This is a genomic window from Streptomyces sp. NPDC045695 (genome assembly GCF_056432025.1).
In genome coordinates this window covers 1-16423 of sequence record NZ_JBWKJU010000028.1, presented here as the reverse complement: position 1 = coordinate 16423, position 16423 = coordinate 1, and the positions used below count along the sequence as shown (strand labels likewise).

General features: G+C 72.8%; 13 protein-coding genes and 1 pseudogene. 7 read left to right on the top strand and 7 right to left on the bottom strand.

Annotated features, from left to right (window positions below; genetic code table 11):
- Positions 1–535: 535 nt before the first annotated feature.
- The 5 genes and pseudogenes from AC07DU_RS30995 to AC07DU_RS30975 form a co-directional block, all read right to left on the bottom strand.
- Complete coding sequence (locus tag AC07DU_RS30995) at positions 536–1750, bottom strand: vWA domain-containing protein (RefSeq protein WP_479029942.1); 1215 nt, start codon at positions 1748–1750, stop codon at positions 536–538.
- 13 nt (positions 1751–1763) lie between these two features.
- On the bottom strand, positions 1764–2963 hold the full coding sequence (locus AC07DU_RS30990; protein ID WP_479115070.1) for an AAA family ATPase: 1200 nt from the start codon (positions 2961–2963) through the stop codon (positions 1764–1766).
- The gene (locus tag AC07DU_RS30985) at positions 2960–4654 is read right to left on the bottom strand and encodes an ankyrin repeat domain-containing protein (protein ID WP_479115068.1); all 1695 of its coding nucleotides are present in this window, start codon (positions 4652–4654) and stop codon (positions 2960–2962) included. Before AC07DU_RS30985 ends, AC07DU_RS30990 begins: the two co-directional genes overlap by 4 nt.
- Positions 4651–5787 carry a leucine-rich repeat domain-containing protein gene (locus AC07DU_RS30980; RefSeq protein ID WP_479115066.1) on the bottom strand — a complete coding sequence of 379 codons (1137 nt, stop codon included), beginning with the start codon at positions 5785–5787 and terminating at the stop codon, positions 4651–4653. Before AC07DU_RS30980 ends, AC07DU_RS30985 begins: the two co-directional genes overlap by 4 nt.
- Before the next feature lie 74 nt (positions 5788–5861).
- Positions 5862–5934 (bottom strand): annotated as a pseudogene (locus AC07DU_RS30975).
- 293 nt (positions 5935–6227) lie between these two features.
- Between AC07DU_RS30975 and AC07DU_RS30970 the strand changes: the two are divergent.
- Together AC07DU_RS30970 and AC07DU_RS30965 are read left to right on the top strand one after the other, a co-directional pair.
- Positions 6228–6455, top strand: a complete 228-nt coding sequence (locus AC07DU_RS30970) for a hypothetical protein (RefSeq protein ID WP_479115064.1) — start codon at positions 6228–6230, stop codon at positions 6453–6455.
- A gap of 172 nt (positions 6456–6627) precedes the next feature.
- Positions 6628–9180 carry a SpoIIE family protein phosphatase gene (locus AC07DU_RS30965; RefSeq protein ID WP_479115062.1) on the top strand — a complete coding sequence of 851 codons (2553 nt, stop codon included), beginning with the start codon at positions 6628–6630 and terminating at the stop codon, positions 9178–9180.
- Here the strand turns inward: AC07DU_RS30965 and AC07DU_RS30960 are convergent.
- Complete coding sequence (locus AC07DU_RS30960; protein ID WP_479115060.1) at positions 9152–10690, bottom strand: SDR family NAD(P)-dependent oxidoreductase; 1539 nt, start codon at positions 10688–10690, stop codon at positions 9152–9154. The two genes, AC07DU_RS30965 and AC07DU_RS30960, sit on opposite strands and share 29 nt — an antisense overlap.
- Positions 10691–11001: 311 nt before the next feature.
- Between AC07DU_RS30960 and AC07DU_RS30955 the strand changes: the two genes are divergently transcribed.
- The 5 genes from AC07DU_RS30955 to AC07DU_RS30935 all read left to right on the top strand — a co-directional run bounded on the left by AC07DU_RS30955 (position 11002) and on the right by AC07DU_RS30935 (position 15039).
- A complete protein-coding gene (locus AC07DU_RS30955; protein ID WP_453374454.1) occupies positions 11002–11565 on the top strand; it encodes a dihydrofolate reductase family protein in 564 nt (187 codons plus the stop codon).
- A gap of 135 nt (positions 11566–11700) precedes the next feature.
- Positions 11701–12030 (top strand): hypothetical protein, encoded by a 330-nt coding sequence (locus tag AC07DU_RS30950; protein ID WP_479115058.1) that lies wholly within the window; start codon positions 11701–11703, stop codon positions 12028–12030.
- A gap of 56 nt (positions 12031–12086) precedes the next feature.
- Positions 12087–13130 (top strand): hypothetical protein, encoded by a 1044-nt coding sequence (locus AC07DU_RS30945; RefSeq protein WP_479115056.1) that lies wholly within the window; start codon positions 12087–12089, stop codon positions 13128–13130.
- Between the two features lie 569 nt (positions 13131–13699).
- Positions 13700–14263 carry an RICIN domain-containing protein gene (locus AC07DU_RS30940; protein ID WP_479115054.1) on the top strand — a complete coding sequence of 188 codons (564 nt, stop codon included), beginning with the start codon at positions 13700–13702 and terminating at the stop codon, positions 14261–14263.
- 425 nt (positions 14264–14688) lie between these two features.
- Positions 14689–15039 carry a hypothetical protein gene (locus tag AC07DU_RS30935; protein WP_479029915.1) on the top strand — a complete coding sequence of 117 codons (351 nt, stop codon included), beginning with the start codon at positions 14689–14691 and terminating at the stop codon, positions 15037–15039.
- Between the two features lie 229 nt (positions 15040–15268).
- Here AC07DU_RS30935 and AC07DU_RS30930 read toward each other — a convergent pair whose 3' ends face one another.
- Positions 15269–16129 carry an alpha/beta fold hydrolase gene (locus AC07DU_RS30930; protein WP_479115052.1) on the bottom strand — a complete coding sequence of 287 codons (861 nt, stop codon included), beginning with the start codon at positions 16127–16129 and terminating at the stop codon, positions 15269–15271.
- Positions 16130–16423: the final 294 nt, after the last annotated feature.

Sequence of the window (16423 nt, the reverse complement as noted above, 5' to 3'; positions counted from 1 at the left end):
GTACGACGCCGCCCCTGCGGCACTTTTGTTCGGACCGGTGGCCATTGAGGGCGCCGCAGGCCGGATCGACTCCAACCGCTTGAGCGCGGCCGTCGAGCTCGTCTCCTTCCTTGCGCTCAACCCACGTTGCGGCAACCGGCGCTCGCCCCCGCCTCAGCCGGCGCCCTCCGCATCCTCCACTGGCAGCACGTCCCACAGCCCCGGCCTTTCGCCAACGGGGCGGCGATGGGCGCTCATTCGGAAGGCCTCGACTACCTGCGGCCCGGGCAGTCCTCGTCGCTCCTTCGCTCGACCGGCTCCGCCGCGCAGATTCGCCGCGGCCGAGTGACTGTCGGTTCGGCCCTGCGTGACCAGCGCTGGCCAGGGTGAGGGCCAACGGCCCCTCGGCGCGGCCGGATCCGTCTACACCAAGGCAGTGCCGGGCTCGGTGCCCTCCACGACTGTGAGGGGCCCTGCCCGAAGGAGCGCCCGCCCGGCTAGGCCATGCCGGCGACCGCACCGGAGCCGCATCGGACGGTACGTCCCCGGCGTGGGCTCACGTGGCGAGGCCGACGCGTACGGTCTCCACCCACGCCGGGGGCGCGGGCGGGTCGTCCCCGACCAGCGCGGCGATCAGCCTGCAGGACGGTGTCTCGTCCGGCCACGGCGTGTACCCGTCGGTCAGCACGACCACGATGTCCGGCCGGTCGGGCAGGGCCAGCGCCGCGCTGATGCCGACCCGCATGTCCGTGCCTCCGCCGCCGGCCAGGGCCACCTCGCCGGCACTGCGGACCCTGGTCACGGCATGCACGTCGGCGTCGCAGGCGAGGACGGCGACCCGGTTGCCGCCGACGCCCACCTCCCGCAGGACGCCGGTGACTTCGGCCAGAGCGGCCGCGAGGTCCTCCGGGCCCATCGAGCCGGAGGTGTCGACGACGACGGCCACCCGCGGCAGCGGCCTGCGCAGACTCGGCAGCACCACCCGGCCGCCGAGCGCGGGCGTACGGCGCGAGGGGCGGCGGTAGGTGTAGTCCACCGCGCCGGCCGCCCAGGCGGCGGCCTCGCGGACCGCTCCGGACAGGGCTCGGCGCCAGTCCACGGACGGCTCCAGCAGCTCCTCGGCCCAGCGGGCCCAGCCTTCGGGGATCCGGCCCCGGGCGCGCTGGTGGGCCCGTACGGCCTGGGCGGTCTGCCGGCGCAGCGCCTCCGCCTCCACCGGACCGACCCGGGCGGGGCCACCGCCCTCGCCGAGCTCCCAGGGCGCGGGGGCGCCGTGCGCGCCGGAACCGCAGTCCGGCCCGTGGGGCGTCGCGGGGATCGCCGGCAGGTAGGTCTCGAACAGGCCGCCGGTGGGCAGCCCGTAGAGCCTGGGCTCCATCCGCCCCTCGGGCAGCGCCAGCCCGTCGGCGAGCAGGTCGTCGTTGATCTCGCAGTCCTGGGCGATGTTGACCCGGACCGGATCGCGCTGGTCGGCGGCGGGCAGGCGCTCGGCGCGGCCGTGGTGGTCGCGCAGCAGGTGCGCGACCTCGTGGATCCACACCCCCGCCAGCTCGACGACCGGGGTCGCCTCGACGAAGTCCGGCGAAACGTAGCAGCGCCAGTGCCGGTCGACGCCCATGGTGCGCACCCCGTCCGAGGGGACCACGGTCAGGGCGTACAGCGCGGAGGCGAGGTACGGACGCGCCTCGGCAGCCTTGTAACGGGCCGCCAGCAGCTTCGCGCGGTCCAGGGACCGGGACGGGGACGGGGACGGAGGCAGGGGCGGGCGCACGGCGGACCCGGGCTCAGTCGCCGCCCGGCAGGGAGCCGGACAGCCGGAGCAGTTCCACGAAGGCGTCGATGCCCGCCGGTACCGGCCAGTCGAGGTCGCGCATCGCGGCGAGGTCGGCGGCGGCCCGGGCGGCGACGTCGGGCACGCCCGCGTCCACGGCCTTCGCCAGGACCGCCCAGCCCGCCTCCCAGCGGGGACGGGTGAGCTCGCTCTGCACGGCGGCGACCACGGCGATGAGGAAGGCCAGCTGACGGTCCCCGCGCTCGGGCAGGGCGAAGGCGTCCGGGTCGGCCAGCACCCGGTCCGGGTCGGGCAGGTCGAGGTGTTCGAGGTACGAGAGCAGTTCGATCCCGGCGGCTTCACCCACGGCGCCGGTGAGCGCGGCGGCCAGCGCCTCCCGGCCCGTCGAGGCCGCGTACCCGGTCGCCAGCAGCCGCAGGGCCATCTCCCAGGTGCGCGGGGAGGGCCAGCCGCGGCCCCGTCCGGCCGCTTCGGACGGCATGTGGTGGACCAGGCCCGGCCGGGCGGTGAGGAAGCCGGAGACGGCGCCGCGGGCCCGGGCGACCGACCCGGAGGCCTTGGCGGGATCGACGACCGGGATCGCCACCTCGGGCCAGGTGCCGGCCATGCCGCGGGCCACGGTGCGCGGGTCGTGCGTCCAGTCGAGGTGGACGAAGCGGTTGGCGAGCGGCGGGCTGAGGTGCCAGCCGTCGGCGGCGCTGGCGGGAGGGTTGGCCGCGGCGACGATCCGTACCGCCGGCGGGAGTTCGAGGCTGCCGACCCGGCGTTCCAGGACCACGCGCAGCAGGGCCGCCTGCACGGCGGGCGGGGCGGAGGACAGCTCGTCGAAGAACAGCAGCCCCTGGCCGGTGCGGGCGAGGCGTACCGCCCAGTCCGGCGGGGCCATCGGCACACCCGTGGAGGCCGGGTCCTCACCGACGATGGGCAGCCCGGCGAAGTCGGAGGGCTCGTGGACGCTGGCGATGACGGTCTCCAGCCGTACGCCGAGCGCGGTGGCGAGCTGCTCCATGCCGGCGGACTTGCCGATGCCGGGCTCGCCCCACAGGAGGACCGGCTGATTGGCCGTCACCGCCAGTGCCAGCGCCTCTAGTTGGGGATTCGTAGCGGGCTCGGTGCGGGTGGTGCTCAGCCGGACACCCAAGGCGTCGGCGGCGGCCAGGGCCCGGGCGGGCTGCGGCTGGGTCGCCCTCATGCGTCCTCCCCGTCCTCGTCCTCGTCCTCGTCGTCCTCGTCGTCTTCGTCCTCGCGGTACTCCATGTGCTCGTCGAACCAGTCGGCGCCGATGTCGGGGAACTCCTCGTCGACGCGGTCGCGCAGGAAGGCGAGGTCGGTGCGCTTGTAGCGGCGGATCTCCTGGGACAGCGACAGTTCCATTTCGTCGATGACGTCGATCCGGGAGCCGGCCACCAGCAGGGCCCTGACCAGGTCCGCCGAACCACCCCAGTGCACGGCGGACAGCAGCGGGGTCCGCTCGGCCTTGTCCCGCGCCTCCAGGTCGAGTCCGGCCGCCAGCAACCGGGGCAGCAGCACCTCGTGGTCGAGCAGGTGGAGCGCGTGCAGCAGCCCGCGTCCGCGGGCGTCCCGGATCCGGGGGTCCACCCCCGCGTCCAGCAGCGCCACCACACCCGGGGTGTCGCCGTGCTGGACGCGCAGGAAGAGCTCGTGCCGCTGGGCCTGGAGGGCGCGCGGCAGCCGCCCCTCACCCGTGGTCCACGCCTGCTGCACGGCGAAACACCCCGAGACCGCGCCGCCGAACGCCCGCATGGCGCGCTCGCGTTGCTGCTCCTCGGGGGTGTGCGGAACGTCCAGTACGCCGCCCCGCGAGCGGACCTCGTGCCATCCGCCGCGGCAGCGCACGCGGACCGGTCTGCCCGTGTCGGGGCCGGGCGGGCCCACGGCCGGCCCGGCGTCCGGGAACAGTGCGGCGGCCACCAGTGGGTGCAGCTCGCGCGGTGTGATCCGGCCGGTCCGTACCAGTTCGAGGTCGGGGAGGCGTTGCCAGGCGTACCGGGGCAGGGGCGGGACGGCGAGCGCCTCGGCCTGTTCGACGACGCGGGCCCGGAGCCCGTCAAGGCCGGCGTGCTCCAGCAGGAGGTAGGAGCGCCAGGTGGCCGCGATCCGGTACCGGTCGCCCGCTCCGGCTGCCACGAGCCGCGCCACCTCCGGTGCGAGCCGGGTGAGGTCGAGGGGCATCCGCGCGAGGAGGCCCTTCGGGTCCGCCGGGCGCTGGTACTGCTGCGGGGCGGGGACGGTCAGGTCGCACTCGACACCCGCGGCCGCGTAGGCCCCGACCACGTCGTCGCGGGCCCACAGCCGGGCGATCCGCTCGGCGAGGCCGCCGGGGTCCGCGAAGCGCGCGCCCAGCTCGGCTGCGCACCGGGCGTCCCAGAACGGCCGGACCGCGGTCCAGTCCTCCGAGACGAAGCCGTGCCCCGTGTACACGTTCCACTTCTTGGCGGCGACCGGCGCGCAGTGCAGGCGCAGCCGCTGCGGGCCTTCGGTCATGAGGGGGGTGGTCACCGACAGGGTCGGGCCGCCGGGGCCGCCGTAGGAGGCGAGCAGGATCCGCAGTGCGGGGGCGATGGTCGTGCGGCCGCCCAGGAGCCGGGGCAGGTGCCAGCGCAGCAGGTCCGGGGCGAGGTGGCGCAGGTCCTGCGCCACGGCCTCGGCGACCTCGGGACCGTAGCGGGCTTCGAGCTCCGCCGGCTCGAAGCCGACGTCCACGGCGGCGGCTGCGCAGGCCGCCCGCCAGTCACCGGCCAGCCGGTGCGCGGTGGCCTGCTCGATCATCCAGCCGGGCACCGCGTAGCGGCGGATCCGCTGCCACGCCGGGCCGTCCTCGGGCCGGAAGCCGCCGGGCAGTTCGGCGTTCGTGGCGCTCACCGGTAGACACTGCCGATCGCTCGCAGGTCCGGGTGGGCGGCCCGGGCGGGGCGGAGCCGTTCGGTGAAGGAGCGCTTGACGCGGCGGGGCAGGCCGGGCCCCAGACCGACGTACTCCAAGGGGCTGTCGGCGGGTACCGCGGCGAGCAGGCTCTTCGCGCCCCGTCCGGTGAGGCCGGTGTGGCGCAGCTCCAGGCGGCGCAGGGGGCTGCCGGGGAGCGCGGCGGCCAGGGCGTACGCCCCTTCGTCACCGGGGTCGTTGCCCGGCGCGCCGAGGCTGCGCTCGGACATGGTCCGGCCGAGGTCGAGGGCTTCGATGCCACCGAGGGAGGCGGCCAGGGAGCGTGCTCCGGCGGCGCCTATGCCGTTGCCGCCGAGCCCGAGGCGGACCGGCCGGGCGGAGTCGGCCGCGGCGGTGGCAAGGGCCGCCGCGCCCTCGTCGCCGAGGTGGTTGGCCGGGACGTACAGTTCGCGCACCCCGGCCTCCCGGATCAGGGCGGCGAGCAGCGGAGCGGCGTCGGAGCCGAGGCCGTTGCCGCCGAGGAACAGGCGTTCCAGGGGCTGGTCGCGGTCCAGCAGGGCGTCGAGCAGGAGGCGTACGCCGGCGGCGCCGATCCCGGTGTTGACCAGGTCGAGCGTGCGCAGGGCGGTGTTGCGGCGCAGCAGCGCGGCCAGGGTCCGGGCGCCGTCCCCGAAGAGGGGATTGCGCTTGAGCCAGAGGGCGCGGACGGTGGTGTCGTCGGCGAGGGCGCCGGCGAGGGAGCTCACCCCGTCGGGGCCGATCCGGTTGCAGCCGAGGTAGAGGGTGTGCAGCCCGTGGCCGCCGGCGAGGGCCCCGGCCAGGGTGCGGACGCCGGCGTCGCCGATGGCGTTGGTACCCAGGAGCAGGTGGGCGGCGTGCGCGGAGGCGGCCGCGGCCGGCACCAGCCGGGCAGCGCCGGCCGGGCCGAGTCCCTGCTTGCAGAGGTCGACGCGGCCGTCGCTGCGCAGGGTGCCGAGCGGGAAGGTCTCGTCGGTCTCGACGGGCCGTTGCGCGGCGAGCCGGGCGAGCAGCGGGCCGAGGCCGGCCGGGTCGGCCGGCGGCAGATCGGGGTGCTCGATCGCGGGGCACCGTACGGGTGTCGGCTGTGTCATCACCACTCCACCGGTTCCTTCGCCGGTGCCCGGCGTCCATCACGACTCGAAGACGTGAACTGCAGAAGTAGACGCAAGACCGGTCGGATTCGAACCGACGTCCTCCAGCTCGATGCGTGGGCGCGACGACCTCTGCGCTACGGCCTTGCTGCGGGCGATCATACCCACCCGGCGGCCGGAAATCGATCACCAGTTTGGGGCGTGGAATCGACTGCCCTGATGTGGGACAGGCCCGGTGCCCGATGCCCGGCGACGGGGTGAGCGGTGAGCAGTCGTACGCGTGCCCTACGGAGGAGTCCTGCCTCCTGCGGGAACGTGGTGCCATGGTGATGTGGATCCGCACGTATGACGAAGCCCGAGGCCTGTGGCAGTACTTCGAGGGTGATGAGGCGGGGTGGGTGCTGCGGCAAGTGGACGTGCGAGGCGCTGACGGATGCCCGGTGACCGCCGCCTCCCTGGAGGAGGTCCTCCGGCTCCAGGAACGCGCCGACGTCGCCACCTTGAGCCGGTACGAGCAGCGGTACGGCCTCGTCGCCGAGGGCAGGCTCACGGGGTGGGAGGAGGCGCCGCGCTCCGGCGCGATCTCGGCCGGTGAGTTCGAGAGGATGTGGCTGGAGGCCCGGCGCGCCCTGGGCGCCGCCGCACCGCCCCCTGGCGCGGACGTGTGACGGCCGCCTCCCCTTCGGCCCGCACGCGGGGCGCGGCCCTCTGCCGACGTGCCGCGGCGCGGCGATACTGAACGTAGGCCGACCGCTCAACCCCGGGGCTGGGATCACCCTGGGTAGTCGCGAGGGGAATACCCGCTGAGCGCTCCGTTCGGCTGGTCGAAGGGCGGTATCGATGGACGCACCGGCGCCGGGTCTGGGCGAGGGGCCCGAGGACCCGTTCGCGCTGCACAACTCGGCCTCGGCGGTACTCGACGACCAGGGCACGATCGTGGGCTGGAGCGAGCGCGCGCAGGAGCACCTCGGCTACCCGCCCGAGGAGGTGCTGGGCAGGGCGGCGATCGATCTCCTGTTCGATGCCCGTGACCGTGAGGCGGTCAGGGACGCGATGGCCGCCTGCGAGCGCGGCCGGGACTGGTCCGGTGACCTGCCCGTACTGCCCGTGCTGTCCGTCCTGCACCGCAGTGGGCGGCGGGTGGAGCTCGGCTTCCGCGCCCGCGCCGTCATCCGCGCCGACTCGGCCCGCGAGTGGTTCCTCGTCGTCGCCCCGGCGCAGGAGGTGCTGCAGTGGGAGACGGACCGCTCGGTGCTCGACGGTCTGTTCCGCCGCTCCCCGATCGGCCTGTCCGTCCACGCCCCCGACCTGAGCATCCTGCGGGTCAACCGGGCCCTGGCCCGGTTCGCGCAGCTCCCCGCGGCGGAGGTCCGGGGCCGGCGTACGGGTGACTTCCTCATCGGCCCGGACCTGGAGACCATCGAGACCCGGCTGCGACGGGTGCTGGAGACGGGCGAACCCCTGATCTTCACCGAGCAGCCCTGTCGGCTGAGGAGTGACCCCAGCAACGAGCGGGTGGTGTCGGTGTCGGCGTTCCGGATGGAGGACCCCTCCGGCGCCGTCCTCGGAGTCACCCAACTGGTGGAGGACGTCACCGACCGCTACCGGGCCCGGCGACGGCTCGCCCTGCTCAACCGGGCCAGCGCCCGCATCGGGACCACGCTGGACCTCGACCAGACCACCCGGGAGCTGGCCGACGTCGCGGTACCCGATCTCGCCGACGCCGTATCGGTGGACCTGCTGGAGCCGGTGGCCCGCGGCGAGGAGACCATCGGGGAGAGTGGCGGGGACGCCCTGGGGGAGAGCGCCGGGGACGGCGTGGAGGGGAGCGGGCTGGTCCGCAGGATGGCCGTTCATTCGGTCGTGGCCGAGGCGCTGCGGGTGATGTACTCCGCGGGAGAGGTCTTCCAGTTCGACCCCCGTACCCCGCAGGCCAGGTGCCTCGCCGAACAGCAGCCCATCCTCGAACCCGTGCTCCACAGCAGTCCCGGCTGGTACTTCCAGGATCCCGAGCGCACCCGGCGCGCCATCGGCCTGGGCGCCCACTCCCTGATCGTCGTCCCCCTGACGGCCCGCGGTGTGCTCCTCGGCCTGCTCAGCCTGTGGCGTGCCGAGCGGCCCGAACCGTTCGAGGAGGACGACGTCAGGCTCGCGGAGGAATTCGCCGCGCGCGCCGCCCTGTGCATCGACAACGCCCGCCGCTACACGCAGCAGCATCAGGCCGCGCTGACACTGCAACGCAGCCTGCTGCCAAGGGAGTTGCCCGAACACAGTGCCGTGGAGGTGGCACACCGCTATCTGCCGGCCGATCCCGCCACCGGCGTCGGCGGCGACTGGTTCGACGTCATCCCGCTCTCCGGGGCCCGCGTCGCCCTCGTCGTCGGCGATGTCGTCGGCCACGGTCTGCACGCCGCGGCCACCATGGGGCGCCTGCGCACGGCGGTGCACACCCTGGCCGGCCTCGACTACGCCCCGGACGAGGTCCTCTCCCACCTGGACGACCTGGTCAGCCGGCTGGCAGAGGAGCAGGAGCCTGCCGACGGACGCTCGCAGGGCCAGCAGATCGTCGGCGCGACCTGCCTCTACGCGGTCTACGACCCCACCTCCCGGCGCTGCACCCTCGCCCGGGCGGGCCACCTGCCCCCGGCCGTGGTGGCCCGCGACGGCACGGTGAGCCTGCCCGACCTTCCCGAGGGCCCGCCGCTGGGCCTGGGCGGACTGCCGTTCGAGTCCGTCGAACTGGAACTCGCCGAGGGCAGCCTGCTGGCGCTCTACACGGACGGCCTGGTCCGGGCCCGCGGCCACGACCTCGACGAGGGACTCAAGCGGCTGCGCCAAGCCCTGTCCGGGGCCGGCGGCTCGCTGGAGGAGACCTGTACGGCGGTACAGGAGGCCCTGCTGCCCGAGCATCCACACGATGACGTCGCACTGCTCCTCGCCCGCACACGCGTGCTGGCGCCGGAGCAGGTCGCCTCCTGGGAACTGCCCGCGGAGCCGACCGCCGCCGCCCGGGCACGGGCTCTGACGGAGACCACCTTGACCGGGTGGGGCCTGGAGGAGATGACCTTCACCGCCGAACTGGTCGTCAGCGAACTGGTCACCAACGCCTACCGTTACGGCGGTGGCGCGCCGCTCACCCTGCGGTTCATCCGCGACCGCAGCCTGATCTGCGAGGTCTCCGACCACAGCAGCACCGCTCCGCACCTTCGGCGGGCGCGCACCACCGATGAGGGCGGGCGCGGCCTCTTCCTCGTCGCCCAGCTCACCGAACGGTGGGGCACCCGCTACACCCGGGACGGCAAGACGGTCTGGACGGAGTTCCCCCTGGCGGTGGCGGTGGCGGCCGCGGCGGACGCCGGAGGGGTCACCACGGGACCTGCCGGTAGTCCTTGAGGAGGATCCCGTGGAGGGGTGCGCCGGCCTGGCCCCGCACGATGGGGTGGTAGACGCGGGCGGCGCCGTCGACGATGTCCAGCGGCGGGCGCCAGCCGGTGGCGGCGTGCCGCTGCCGGGCGGGGAGGGGCTTCTCGTCGGTGACCCAGCCGGTGTCGACGCTGCAGGTGTGGATGCCGCGGGTGGCCAGCTCGGCGGCGCTGGTGCGGGTGAGCATGTTCAGCGCGGCCTTGGCCATGTTGGTGTGCGGGTGGCCGCCGGTCTTGTTGCGGACGGTGAACTGGCCTTCGACCGCGGAGACGTTGACGAGGTAGCGGTGGCGGTGCGGGGAGGCGTCGAGGAGCGGGAGCAGGCGGTCGGCGAGCAGGAACGGTGCGACGGCGTTGACCAGTTGGACTTCCAGCAGCTCGGTCGGGTCGATCTGTCCCAGCCGCAGGGTCCAGGAGTTGACCGCGGCGGTCTCGGGCAGCAGGCCCGCCTCGTCGACGGCCTCCCGCGGCAGTGCGGCCGCCGGGGCGTCATCGGTGTGGGCGGCGCCGGCCAGGGCGTGGGACTCCCGTGGCCGCGGGGCGAGTTCCGCCGTCCACGGCAGCGGTGCGGTGCGGGGGCCGGGTACCGAAAACCCTGGAGCGGTCCAGGTCCGTGGTGGGGCGAGCGCCCCGGGGGCCGGGCTGGATTCGGATTCGGCGGCGGACAGGGCGGTGTAGGCGTGCGGAGAGCGGCGCAGGGTCTGCGCCGCGTTGTTGATCAGAATGTCCAGGGGCAGCCCCTGGGAGATCATGTGGTCGGTGAAGGCCAGCACCTGCCGGGGATCGCGCAGGTCCAGGGCGGCGATCCGCAGCCGGTGCCACCAGCCCGCGGCGCCGGGGGCGGCCGCGAACCGGCGCACCGTGTCCTGGGGGAAGCGGCTGGTCACCGTGAGCTCGGCGCCGTCCCGAAGGAGCATCAGCGCGACCTGGTAGCCGATCTTGACGCGCCCGCCGGTCAGCAGCGCACGCCGGCCGGTGAGGTCGGTGCGGGCCGTGCGGTGGGCGAGGTTCTCGTCGGCGCACCGGGGGCACAGCAGGTGGTAGAACTCGTGGACCTGCCGGTAGTGGGCCTTGCAGACGTAGCAGCGCTGGGGGCGGTTGAGTAGGCGTGACGGTCGGTCACCGCCCGGGGCGGAGCCGTCCCGTGGTGGTCGCACCGCGGACGGTCCGGCCGGAAGCTGAACGCAGGCGCGGACCGTAAGGCCCTCTCCGGCGGAGGCTCCTGCGGAGGTTCCGGCGGAGGTTCCGGCGGACAGAGGCGCGTCCATCACGCGGTCCCGGGCGCCCATCGCCGTGGTGGCGAGCAGCTTCGCGTCGGCGGCGGCCCGCTGCGCGCGTGCCTCGGCACGGCGTCGGTGCCGGCCGTCGCGGACGAACTCGCCGGCAGCCCGTTCCAGCAGGCGGCGCCGAGCATCGTCCACGGGTAGCTGCCGCGCCTGGTGCAGCAGGTCCAGGCAGGTCTGTATGCGCTCACTGTCCACGGGGTGCCTTACGTCTGATGGACGCACAGCACGTCGGCTGCGACCGTCGGTGATGATCAGAATAGGCCGCCACCGACAGGAAGTCAGGCGCCTTTTTCCACCGTCCACAGCAGGTCGAACCAGCTGCGGACGACACGAGCCGATGGCGGACTTCGACGCGACGGAGAACCGACTGCGTGGCGCAAAGACACTGGCCTGCACTGCACGACCTGACGTCCATGCGCCGCGCGCGAAGGCTTCGGGGCGGCGCTCCGTGAGTTTCCCGCGCGCCGGTCTGTACGCGTGAGACCGACTCACGGAAGGCTGGGGCCATGCGGAAACTGATCTACGGCATGAACGTGACCCTGGACGGCTACATCGCCGCGCCCGGCGACGACATCGGCTGGAGCGTGCCGAGCGACGAGCTGTTCCAGTTTTGGTCCGACCAGCTGCAGGCGACCGACCTGTCGCTGTACGGGCGCAAGCTGTGGCGGACGATGAGCTCCTACTGGCCGACCGGCGACCAGCAGCCCAACGCCACCCCGGCGGAGATCGAGTTCGCGCGCCGCTGGCGGGACATGTCGAAGGTGGTGTTCTCCTCGACGATCGACACCGTCGACTGGAACACCCGCCTGGTCGCCGGCGACGCGGTCGCCGAGATCACCCGGCTCAAGGCCGAGGACGGCGGCCCGATGGACATCGGCGGCGCGACGCTCGCCGGGGCGGCCATGCGGGCCGGGCTGGTCGACGAGTACGTGCTGGCCACCGCGCCGGTCCTGGTGGGCGGCGGCACGCCGTTCTTCACCGCGCTGGACAGCTGGGTGAACCTGAACCTGGTGGAGACGCGGACGCTTCCCTGCGGCGTGATCCTGACCAGATACGAGACGAGGCGCTGAGCGCCCGTCACGCGACTCGACCGCCTGCCGGGTCGGGCGTGATCCCGATGCGCAGGAACCAACACCGCCCGAGGGGGAATCGGCACGACACGATCAGCCGCCGTTCACTACTGTCACCTCGGAGAGGATGTGGACATGGCACTGGTCAAAAAAGGATCGCGGCTCATCACCGTGGACGGCACGACCTACCGGTGGCGACTGCGCGGACGGCCGACCTATGACCAGGGGCTGGTCCGCTCGCCCCTTGCCTACGCGGTCGAGCATGCCGAGACTCCCGGTACCACCCTGGTGATCACCACCAACCAGCCGCACCCGAGCAACTGGTGCGGAACCCACGGCAACCCGGTCCTGCCCGGCCAGGTGGCTGACGGCATCCGCACCGCACTCACCGCCGGCTGGACGCCGAAGGGCCCCGGCTCACCGTTCCGCCTCGACCAGTCAGCAGGCTTCGTCTCGTCCCACTGACCCACCCCCCACTCAAGGTGGGGGGCCGGGGCCATGAGGCGTCTAAGGTCGCGTCCATGACGAGGACCACGCCCGCACGACCGCTCGATATCGAGGCGCTCTTCCCGGACCTGGCCGCCTTTCGGGGAACGACGACTCGGCTCCATCCACGGCCGGGCAGACCCGAGGTTTCGGCCAGTTCCGTGGGCGGTCCTCTGCTGTGGCCGGCGGACGAGCCTTGGCCGGTGTGCGGCGAGGCACACGGCCGTGGGCGTGGTCGACGCCCGGCTGACATCCACCGCTATCGGCAGGTCCTGGCTTGCGCATGGGCCCGCGAGCAGGCCCCCGGCCCGACGGATGAGGAACGGGAGCTCCTGGAGGAGCTGCACCGGGAGCACCGCATCCCCGCGGCGTCCGAGACCGACCCGCTGCCGATGATCGGCCTCGCGCAGCTGTACCGGCGGGATGTGCCAGACCTGCCGGCGGGGACGGCCGACTGCGATCTACTTCAGGTGTTCTGGTGTCCCTTCAACGCGCACGGTCCGGGCCGGTGTGACCTGGAGCTGCACCTGCGCTGGCGGCGGTCGTGGGAGGTCGGCGAGGTACTGACCGTGCCGCCGCAGCCGCTGGTCGTCGGGTCCGACGGCTTCGTGCCCGAGCCCTGTGTGCTGCACCCGGAGCAGGTGTTCACCTACCCGTTCGCCGGCCTCCTGCCGGAGGAACTGTGCGCCCGGATCGACGCCTGGGAGGAAGCCCTCGAAGAGGAAGCTGAGCAGTCGGCGGACGAAAGCACGACCGAGCCGCTCGGCTACCAGTATGACTTGTCCATCCCGCCGGGCTGGCGCGTGGGCGGCTTCGCCTCCTGGCACGCGACCGACCCCTGTCCCATGGACTGTCTGACCTGCACGACACCGATGCACCTGCTGCTGACCATCGACAGCTCGGAATGGGACGGCGGCAGCGGCAGCTGGAAACCGCTGGAGGACCAGGAGGGGGACCAGGACCAGCCCACTCATCGCTGTGCCACTCCCACGGCGGTCACTGTGGGCCGCTGGGGTGAGCTCAACGTATTCGCCTGTCCCAACGAGCCCGAGCATCCGCACCGCTGGAGCATCCAGTAGCCCGCCGTGCCTCTGAGGAAGCGCAGCGAGCGAACCGCGGTGTCCCCGACGGCCGTTGGGTTCCGGTCCCGTGTCGGGATCAAGGCGCCGTCCATGAGCCACAGCGAGGCTCCGATGTGTCGGCTGGGAGGGGTCCCCGCGTGTTGCGCGACCCGGCACACCGACCGGGGGGGATCTGCCAACGGCCGCCCGGTCGCAGTCCCTTGCCTGCCGGAGCCTGAGGGCGCCTACCTGCCCGCCCTCCAGAACGCCGCCTGAACGCGAGCCGGCCCCCAGCTCCGACGCGCACATACGCACGGCCCGGACCCGCCTCCCGCGGGCCCGGGCCGGTGGGCGGGCGACCCACACCCCCCTCGAAGGCCTCAGCGCCGCCATGCGCCACCGCATGGCCGCCGGCTGGCCCCCGCTCCCACCCGTACCGGCAGAGCGGCCATCACCGCGTGGCTGACACGCCGTCGGCCCTCCACGGACGCTCTGTCTGCCCCAGCCCTGGTGTACTAGCCTGCCTCAGCGCAGCCGTCAGCACGGCCCGGGGCCACGGCCTCACGCAGTCGATGAGAAGAGGGCATATGAGTTCGCGCTTTCGCACGGCCGGAATGCTCAGCGCCGCGACGGCACTTCTGCTCGGCCTGACCGGAGCGACCAGCGCCAACGCCTCCCCCGGTCGCCCTTCCGCCGCCGACAGAGCAGACGTGCAGTTCGACTGGCTTCGCAACGTCAACAGCGGCCAGTGCCTTGCCGTCCCCGGCGGCAGTATGGACCCGGGCAGGGGGCTCATCCAGTGGCCGTGCGGGGGCTGGATGGACCACAAATGGCACCTCAAAGCCGCCTTCACCGCCGGCGGCCTCCAGTACTTCCAGATCATGAACGGCAACAGCGGGCAGTGCATGGCCCTGCCGGGTGGCAGTACGGAGGCCGGTACGCAAGTCATCCAGTGGCCCTGTGGCGACTGGAAGGACCATTACTGGGGAGCGGAGTTCACCAATCAGGGCGTACGGCTGAAGAACTGGAACAGCGGCCAGTGCCTTTCCGTCCCCGGCGGCAGCGGGACCGCGGGCGAAAAGGTCATCCAGTGGCCCTGCGGCGGCTGGCTGGACCAGTCCTGGCGGTATGAGAGCTCGTCGGCGTCCTGACGGTGCGGAACGCCAAGGTTGTCGTCGTCGGCCCGGCGCCGTCCCGGAGGGCAGCGGCTGCATCTGGTGGGCCCGGCCAGACCGCGGAGTCGACGTTGGTCTGCCAGATGTTCGGCCCGGCAGCATCGGCCCTCGCGTGCACCAATGTCAGCAGCCGGGCCCACACCCCCTGCCGCTGCAACCGCCTGAACGCCCGCACACTGTTTGCGGGGGCCCGTACTCACACGACAGAATGGGACACCATTCCGCATCTGCCGCCGCACACCGTCCACCCGCCGAGACCGACCCCGCTCGCCGCAACTTCCTGGAAGAGTTCCCGGAGGGCTGCGGGCTCATCGACGATGCGTCTTGAACGCTTCAGCTTTCCGTGCAGGGCAGGCACCGACCTCATCGCGGCCGTGGTTCCTCCACCCAGACTCATCACGATGAACCCGGCAATGTTGGATGGCGGCATGGTGAGACCCAAGAAGGAGAGGAAGCGGCCCGTCTGGGGCATTCCGAAAGGAATCGTCCTGTTGGCGACGCCGGAGGGCTGGCGCACCAGCGTGCTCACCACGGAAGGCGGAATGCTCTGTGGGCGCCTGGACGTGCCGGTCAACACCGACCCCCAAGACGCGCGGGCCGCTGCGGCGGTGATGGTGACGGAACTCGCGCGCGACTTTCACGACACTGACGTCGAGGTGAGCTGGAGGCCGCCCCAGGAGCCTTGGTCATGGACCGCCCAAGTCACCCTCGCCGCCCAGAACGACTCACCTTCGCCGGACGCCGAGGGTTAAAGAGCAAGATCAGGAGTAGAGCAGGACCCGCTTAAGACGTCGTTTCTTATGGCGTGATCGTTCGTTGGACCGTGCATGAAGGACTTGGTTGAGCGGCTGGTCCCGGATGAGCTGTGGGTGTTGTTCCGGCGAGTGGTGCCGCCGACGGAGGTGATACGCCCGCAGGGTGGGGGCCGACGGCGTGCCGGTGACCGCGAGGCCCTGGCCGCGCCGGCGGAGCGAGGCAGCGTCAGCCGTTGAAGAAGTCGCCCAGGGTGGCGGAGAGCGGGCCGGGGGCTTCCTCGGCCACATGGTGGCCGGCGTCGATGCCGTGGCCCCGGACGTCGTCGGCCCAGTCGCGCCAGATGGTGCGCGGGTCGCCGTACAGGTCCTCCAGGTCGTCTCGTAGCGACCACAGGACCAGGACGGGGCAGTCGATCCGCGCGCCTCGGGCGCGGTCCGCCTCCTCGTGTTGGCGGTCCACGGTGAGCCCGGCGCGGTAGTCCTCCAGCATGGCGCGGACGACGTCTGGATTGCGGGTGGCGGTCCTCCACTCGTCGTAATTTTCCTGCCCCATGGCTTCGGGGTCGCCGCGGTACCAGGCGTCGGGATCGGCGTTGATGACGCGTTCGGGGATCTCCGGCTGGGCGAAGAAGAACCAGTGCCACCACGCGGTGGCGAACCGGGCATCCGCACGGGTCAGGTGCTCGCTCAGGGGCAGGCCGTCCAGGAACGCCACCCGGGTCACCGCGGAGGGGTGGTCCAGCACCAGGCGGAGCGCCACGGCAACCCCCCGGTCGTGGCCGATGAGACCGAAGCGCTGGTGCCCGAGCGTCTGCATGACCTCGACCATGTCCTTGGCCACGGCGCGCTTGGAGTGCGGGACATGATCTGAAGCGGGCGCCGGGCCGCGGGAGCGCCCGTACCCGCGCAGGTCGGGGCAGACGACGCTGAAACCGCGCCGCACCAGGACGGGCGCGACCCGGTGCCAAGTCGCCGACGTGCGCGGGTGGCCATGCAATAACAGGAGAGGCGGGCCCTCGCCCCCGTACCGAACGAAGACGGACGCCTCACTGGTGCGCACCATCCTGGTGGCGAATTCCTCGAACACGAAACGACCCTTTCGCTCCGGGGCCCGGTCCGCGCTACCCCACCGTCCCACCTGCCCATGAGGAGCTCCGGCACTCCGCCAACTGTCGAGCTCAGTCGCCAACTAGCGTGCTCAAGCGCCAACTATCGCGCTCCTTACCTTGTTGGCGGGTTGATTCCGGTCCTTCGTACGATCGGGAGACCCAGGGGCCTGGGTGTGGCTTAGACGCCGTTTCATTTGGCGAGTCGGCGATGGCAGATGAGGGCTGCGGCTATGCCGACGAAGGCGAGGAAGTGTTCAGCCTTGCGCTCGTAG